Annotated in this window: 6 protein-coding genes; all 6 read left to right on the top strand. The window is 73.1% G+C overall.

What is annotated here, in order from left to right; translation table 11 throughout:
* The first annotated feature begins 452 nt into the window (after positions 1-452).
* The 6 genes from KUM32_RS04150 to KUM32_RS04125 all read left to right on the top strand — a co-directional run bounded on the left by KUM32_RS04150 (position 453) and on the right by KUM32_RS04125 (position 6,332).
* Positions 453-1,235, top strand: coding sequence for an ABC transporter ATP-binding protein (locus KUM32_RS04150; protein ID WP_217140390.1), 783 nt, complete (start codon positions 453-455; stop codon positions 1,233-1,235).
* Positions 1,232-2,044 carry an ABC transporter ATP-binding protein gene (locus KUM32_RS44660; RefSeq protein WP_217140389.1) on the top strand — a complete coding sequence of 271 codons (813 nt, stop codon included), beginning with the start codon at positions 1,232-1,234 and terminating at the stop codon, positions 2,042-2,044. Before KUM32_RS04150 ends, KUM32_RS44660 begins: the two co-directional genes overlap by 4 nt.
* Positions 2,041-2,940 carry a branched-chain amino acid ABC transporter permease gene (locus KUM32_RS04140; RefSeq protein WP_217140388.1) on the top strand — a complete coding sequence of 300 codons (900 nt, stop codon included), beginning with the start codon at positions 2,041-2,043 and terminating at the stop codon, positions 2,938-2,940. Before KUM32_RS44660 ends, KUM32_RS04140 begins: the two co-directional genes overlap by 4 nt.
* A gap of 55 nt (positions 2,941-2,995) precedes the next feature.
* The gene (locus tag KUM32_RS04135) at positions 2,996-4,090 is read left to right on the top strand and encodes a branched-chain amino acid ABC transporter permease (protein ID WP_217140397.1); all 1,095 of its coding nucleotides are present in this window, start codon (positions 2,996-2,998) and stop codon (positions 4,088-4,090) included.
* Positions 4,087-5,367, top strand: coding sequence for an ABC transporter substrate-binding protein (locus KUM32_RS04130; protein ID WP_217140387.1), 1,281 nt, complete (start codon positions 4,087-4,089; stop codon positions 5,365-5,367). The genes KUM32_RS04135 and KUM32_RS04130 overlap by 4 nt, the downstream gene beginning before the upstream one ends.
* A 146-nt stretch (positions 5,368-5,513) precedes the next feature.
* Positions 5,514-6,332: an SAM-dependent methyltransferase gene (locus KUM32_RS04125; protein WP_217140386.1), complete on the top strand. Its 819-nt coding sequence runs from the start codon at positions 5,514-5,516 to the stop codon at positions 6,330-6,332.
* Positions 6,333-6,340 lie beyond the last annotated feature (8 nt).

Genomic DNA, 6,340 nt, shown 5'->3' with positions numbered 1-6,340 from the left:
CCCCCGCCCCGGGCGCCACCGGACCGGCCGCCCCGGACCAGCGGCCCCGGCCGCCCCCGCGGACCGTCGGTCCGCCAGGCAGCACTCGTCCCACGGGTGCGGCAGGCCACTGCCCCGTGCCCGACCTGCGGCCCGCGCGGCCCCTGGCCTGGCCGCGCGGGCCGCAGGGCGGGCAGGGCTGCGCCCACCGCCGGTGCCCGCAACGCCTGGTCTCCTCGTGCCCCCGCCCCACCCGCCCTGCCGGCACCGCGAGCTCCCACCAGTCGCGCCCCTGCCGGTCGTCACCCCGTCGCAGCCCGTGCCTGGGCATCCGCACAGACTCACCGGTCCGGGACTGGGACGCCGCAGCGACCCGGCCCGCACCCCCTGTACGGCCACCAGTGCCCGTGCTGTCGTGAGCTCCCCCGTTCACCCGTCACCGTGCCGTCCCGGCACGGTCCCAAGGAGCCGCGATGCCCGCAGCACCACCGGACGGTGAGCCCGCGCTGCACGTCGAGAGCCTCGACGTGACGTACGGGCGCGCACTGTCCGCCCTCCGTTCCGTGTCCCTGACCGTCCCGCACGGCGGTGTCGTCGCGCTGCTCGGCGCCAACGGAGCCGGCAAGACGACCCTGCTGCGAGCGGTGTCGGGCACGCTGCGTCTGCACCGCGGCGCGATCACGGCCGGCCGCGTCCGCTACGGCGACACGGCCCTCGACGGCCGGGACCCGGTCGCCGCGGTACGCGCCGGGGTCGTACAGGTGCCCGAGGGCAGGCGGGTGTTCGCCGGGCTCAGCGTCGACGAGAACCTGCGGGCCGGCGGCCTGGGCCTCTCCCGGCGCGCCCCGGCCCAGGTCCGCGAGGCACGGGACCGCGTCTTCGCCCTCTTCCCGCGGCTCGCCGAGCGCACCGGCCAGACAGCCGGCCTGCTGTCCGGCGGGGAGCAGCAGATGCTCGCGATCGGCCGGGCCCTGATGGCCGCGCCCCGCCTGCTCCTCCTCGACGAGCCCTCACTCGGGCTCGCCCCGCTGATGGTCGCCCGGATCGCCGACGTCGTCCGTGAGATCAACACCCAGGGCACCGCCGTACTGCTGGTCGAACAGAACGCCGGCATGGCGTTGGCGCTCGCCGACCACGCCCACGTCCTGGACGTCGGCGAGATCCGGCTGTCCGGGCCCGCCGGCGAACTCGCGCGGACGGACGCCGTGCGCCGCCTCTACCTGGGCGAGACCGACGACGGTCAGGGGGCCGCGTGACCACCCGTGACGCCACCGCACCGCCCGCCCTCGAGGTCCGGAACGTGACCGTGCGCTTCGCCGGCCTCGTCGCCCTCGACGACGTCTCCTTCACCGTCGCCCCGGGCACCGTGCACGCCGTCATCGGACCCAACGGCGCCGGCAAGTCCACGTGCTTCAACGTCCTGTCGGGCCTGTACCGGCCCACCGGCGGCACCGTGCGACTCGGCGAGGCCGAGCTGACCCGGCTGGCCCCGCACCGGATCGCCGCCCTCGGGGTGGCCCGCACCTTCCAGAACATCGTCACCACCCAGGGCACCGTCGCCGACAACCTGATGCTCGGCCGGCACGCCCTCTCCCGCGCAGGCTTCGCCGCCAGCGCCCTGCGCCTGCGCCGCGCCGTGCGCGAACAGCGCGAACACCTCGCCAGGGCCCGCGAGTTCGCCGAACTCACCGGGCTCGGCGCCCACTTCGACGCACCGGTCGCCCTGCTCTCCTACGGCGACCGTAAACGGGTCGAACTCGCCCGTGCCCTCTGCCTGGAGCCCCGTGTGCTACTGCTCGACGAACCCGTGGCCGGCATGAACGCCACCGAACGCATCCGCATGGCCGAGGTCGTCCGGGACGTCCGCGCCGAACTCGGCCTCTCCGTCGTCCTGGTCGAGCACGACATGGGCCTGGTTATGCGGCTCGCCGACGACGTGACCGTCCTCGACTTCGGCAAGGCCATCGCCCACGGCACCCCCGACGAGGTCCGGCGCGACCCCGAGGTGCTGCGCGCCTACCTGGGCACCGACAGCGCCGGCACCACCGGGGAGGACGCGGCATGACCGGCTTCCTCGACAACCTGCTGAACGGCCTCGCCCTGGGCTCCGTCTACGCCCTGATCGCCCTCGGCTTCGTCACCATCTTCAAGGCGTCGGGCGTACTGAGTTTCACCCACGGCTCCCTGCTGCTGCTCGGCGGCTACCTCGTCGCCGTCCTCCACGACGACCTCGGCTTCGCCGGGGCGCTGGCCCTCGCGATCCTCGTGACGGCCGCCGCGGCCGGGGTGCTGGACCGGCTGGTGCTGCAGCGCGTCGGGGGAGGCGACCCGCACGCCGCCCACGTCCAGACCATCGTCACCATCGGCATCGACATCGTCCTGGTGACCGACCTGGCCCGGCGCATCGGCGGTGACCTGCTGCCGCTCGGCGACCCCTGGGGGGACGCGGTGACCGACCTGGGCCCGGTGACCGTCGCCGACAGCCGCCTCGCCGCGATCGCGGTGTCCGCCGTGGCGATCGGCGGTGCCTTCGCCCTCTTCCGCTTCACCCCCTGGGGCCTGTCGCTGCGCGCGGCCGCCGAGGACGCCGAGGCCGCCGCGCTCATGGGCGTACGGCTGACCCGGGTGCGCACCGTCGCGTGGTGCCTGGCCGGCGGCCTCGCCGCGCTCGCCGCGGTGTTCCTGGTCGCCTTCCCCGCGCCGGGGCTGGAACGCACCACCGGGCAGATCGCCCTGAAGGCCTTCCCGGCGGCGATCCTGGGCGGCATGGCCTCCCCGGTCGGCGCCCTGGTCGGCAGCATGCTGATCGGCCTCACCGAGGCCTTCGTCGCCGGCTACCAGTCCGACCTGCACGTCCTCGGCGAGGGTTTCGGCGACGTCGCCCCGTACGCCGTGATGGTGCTCGTCCTGCTGGTGCGCCCCGCCGGCCTCTTCGCGGCGAAGGGAGCGGCCCGTGTCTGATCTCCTGAAGTCCGGTCCCCGCGGCAGGAGCGACCTCCTCAGGCGCGGCGGGTTCCTGCTGCCCGCCCTCCTGCTGTGCGCCCTGCCCTTCTACCTGGACGCCTTCTGGCTGCGCATCGGCCTGTTCTCCATGGCCGCCGCCATCGGCGCCGTCGGGCTGGGCGTGCTCAGCGGCACGGCGGGACAACTCTCCCTCGGACACGCCTTCTTCCTCGCCGTCGGCGCCTACGGTTACGTATGGCTGGCGGGCGAGCCCGGACCGGGCCTGCCGCCCGCCGTCGCCCTCGTCCTCGCCGTCCTGCTCGCCGGAGCGGCGGGCGGCCTCTTCAGCCCCGTCGCCGGCCGCGTCAAGGGCATCTACCTCGGCGTGGCCACCCTCGCCCTGGTCTTCCTCGGCCACCACGTCCTGCTCACCGCCAGCTCCGTCACCGGCGGCTTCAACGGACGCTCGGTGCCGCCGCTGGAGCTCGGCGGGTTCACCTTCGCGGAGTCCGACCCCGAACTGACGGTCCTGGGCGTACCCTTCGGCGCCGAGGAACGGCTCTGGTACCTGGGCCTCGCCCTGTTCGCCCTGACCTGGTTCACCGCGCGCGGACTGCTGCGCGGCCGGCCCGGACGCGCCCTGGTGGCCCTGCGCGACAGCGAGACCGCGGCGTCCGTGATGGGCGTGCACGTGGCGGGGTACCGCTCGGCGGCGTTCGTCGTCTCCTCGATGTACGCGGGCCTCGCCGGGGTCCTGCTGGCGCTGTCCTTCCGCCGTGTCGTGCCCGACTACTTCTCCCTCGCCCTCTCCGTCGACTACCTCGCCATGATCGTCATCGGCGGCCTCGGCTCGGTGGCCGGAGCCACCGCCGGAGCGGTCTTCGTCACCGCGCTGCCCCTGCTGATGACCCGCTACGCCGACCAGTTGCCGCTGGTCGCGACCCCGGGCTCCGGCGACGGCTCGATCGGCCCGACCGAGGCCTCCCGCTACCTCTACGGGGCCGCGATCGTCGTGATCCTGCTGTACGCCCCGGACGGCCTGCACGGACTGGCCCGCCGGACCCGCGCCCGCCTGCGCCGCCGGTCACCCGTCACCGACCCTCCCGGCACCGGGGGCACGCCCCCGTCCTCCGCCAGCACCGCACGAGCCAAGGAGCACACCCCGTGAACGTCACGCACACCAGGCCCCGCACCACCCGGACCGCCGCGCTGGCCGCGGCACTGGCCGCCGTGCTGCTCGCGGGCACCGCCTGCAGCACCAAGGCGGACGGCAAGAGCACCGACGACGGCGCCGACGGCGTCAAGGCCGGCCCCGGAGTCAGCGACAAGGCCATCAGGCTGGGCGCGCTGACCGACCTCACCGGCCCGTACGCCACTCTCGGCAAGAGCATCGTGCAGGCCCAGCAGATGTGGGCCGACGAGACCAACGCCGCCGGCGGCATCTGCGGGCGCAAGGTCGAGATCGTCGTCAAGGACCACGGCTACGACGTGCAGAAGGCGGTCACCGCCTACGCCGACATCTCCCCGGACGTCGTCGCCCTGCCCCAGGTCATCGGGTCGCCGGTGGTCGCCGCCCTGCTCGACGACATCCAGCGGGACCACATCCTGACCTTCCCGCAGGCCTGGGCCGCCTCCCTGCTCGGCAAGGACTCCGTCCAGGTACTCGGCACCACCTACGACCTCGACATGATCGCCGCCGTCGACTTCCTCACCCGCACCAAGAAGATCGCCAAGGGCGACACGATCGGCCACGTGTACTTCGAGGGCGACTACGGCGCCAACGCGCTGGAGGGCTCGCAGTGGGCCGCCGGGCAGGCCGGGATGAAGGTGGTCGGCCAGAAGATCAAAGCGACGGACACCGATCTGTCCGCGCAGGTGTCGGCGCTGAACAAGGCCGGGGTGAAGGCGGTCCTGATCAGCGCGGGCCCCGCGCAGACCGCGTCCCTCGCCGGTGTGGCAGCGGCCCGGGGGCTGAAGGTGCCGATCGTCAGCAGCGCTCCGGGGTACGCGCCGCAGTTGATGAAGACGCCCGCTGCGGCGGCGCTGGAGGCCATGGTCCACGTGGCCAGCGCCGCACCGGCGGTCAGCTCGGAGCTGCCGGGCGTCAGGAAGATGGTCGCCTCGTACACCGAGAAGTACCCCGGCCAGCCGGTGGACTCCGGCGTGCTCTCCGGGTACAACGCCGCACAGCTGCTGGGCGCCGACCTGAAGAAGGCCTGTGAGGGGGGCAGCCTCACCCGGGAGGCCGTGGTGAAGGCCCACCGCTCGCAGAGCAACGCCGACACCGGCCTCGGCATGCCGCAGAACTTCACCGACGTGTCCGCGCCGGCGAGCCGGTCCACCTACGTGCTCAAGCCCGACGCCAAGGCGGTCGGTGGCCTGGTCGGCGTGGAGGAGGCCCACCAGGCGCCCGGAGTCGACGCGTACCTGTCCGCCCGCGGCTGACCTACGGGAGCGGCCGTCAACTCGCCTGTCCGGCAGGTGTCTTGACGGCCGCTCGATCCGGCTGCTGTTTCGCCTGACCACCGGGTCCCAAGGATGTACTCTCTGTCATGCCGGTCCAGTTGGCGCGGTACGGAGCTGGGGGAACGATGCAAGCCGACAAGCGGTTGTCCACGGAGATCGACGCCAATGTGCCCACGGCCGCACGCATGTACGACTACTACCTGGGTGGCAAGGACAACTACGCGGCCGACCGGGCGGCGGTCGGCGAGCTCGACAAGGTCGTTCCCAGTACCCGTCGCCTGGCGCTGAACAACCGGCGCTTCCTGCAGCGGGTCGTCAGGACCCTCGCGCGGGACTACGGCATACGCCAGTTCCTCGACCACGGCTCCGGCCTGCCCACCCAGGACAACGTGCACCAGATCGCCCAGCGTGTCGCGCCCGACTCGCGCGTCGTGTACGTGGACAACGACCCGATGGTGCTGGTCCACGGCCGGGCCCTGCTGGACCAGAACGACCGGACCGCCGTGATTCACGCCGACATGCGCTCGACGGAGGAGATCTTCTCCCACCCGGACACCCAGCGGCTGATCGACTTCTCGCAGCCGGTGGCGGTGCTGTTCAACTCGGTCTTCCACTGCATCCCGGACAGCGACACCGACGGTCCGCCGGCGGTCGTCCGCCGCGTGGCCGAGCGGCTCGTGCCCGGCAGCTACGCGGTGATGTGCCAGCTGGTCAGCGATGACCCCGAGGTACGGAAGTTCGTCACCGAGTTCATGGACCAGGCGACCCAGGGACACTGGGGCAGGGTCCGCGAACGGAAGGACGTCGAGGCGTGGTTCGAGGGCATGGACATCCTCGAGCCGGGTCTGGTGGAGGTGTCCACCTGGCGTCCGGACAGCGAGGTGGTGCCGCGACAGCTCACCGACGAGTGGATCGAGTTCGGCGGCCTGGGCCGACTGCGCTGACGCACGCC

It is taken from the genome of Streptomyces sp. AC627_RSS907 (assembly GCF_019049165.1).
The sequence above is the reverse complement of the archived record's forward strand: the minus strand, read 5'-3'. Positions and strand labels throughout refer to the sequence as shown.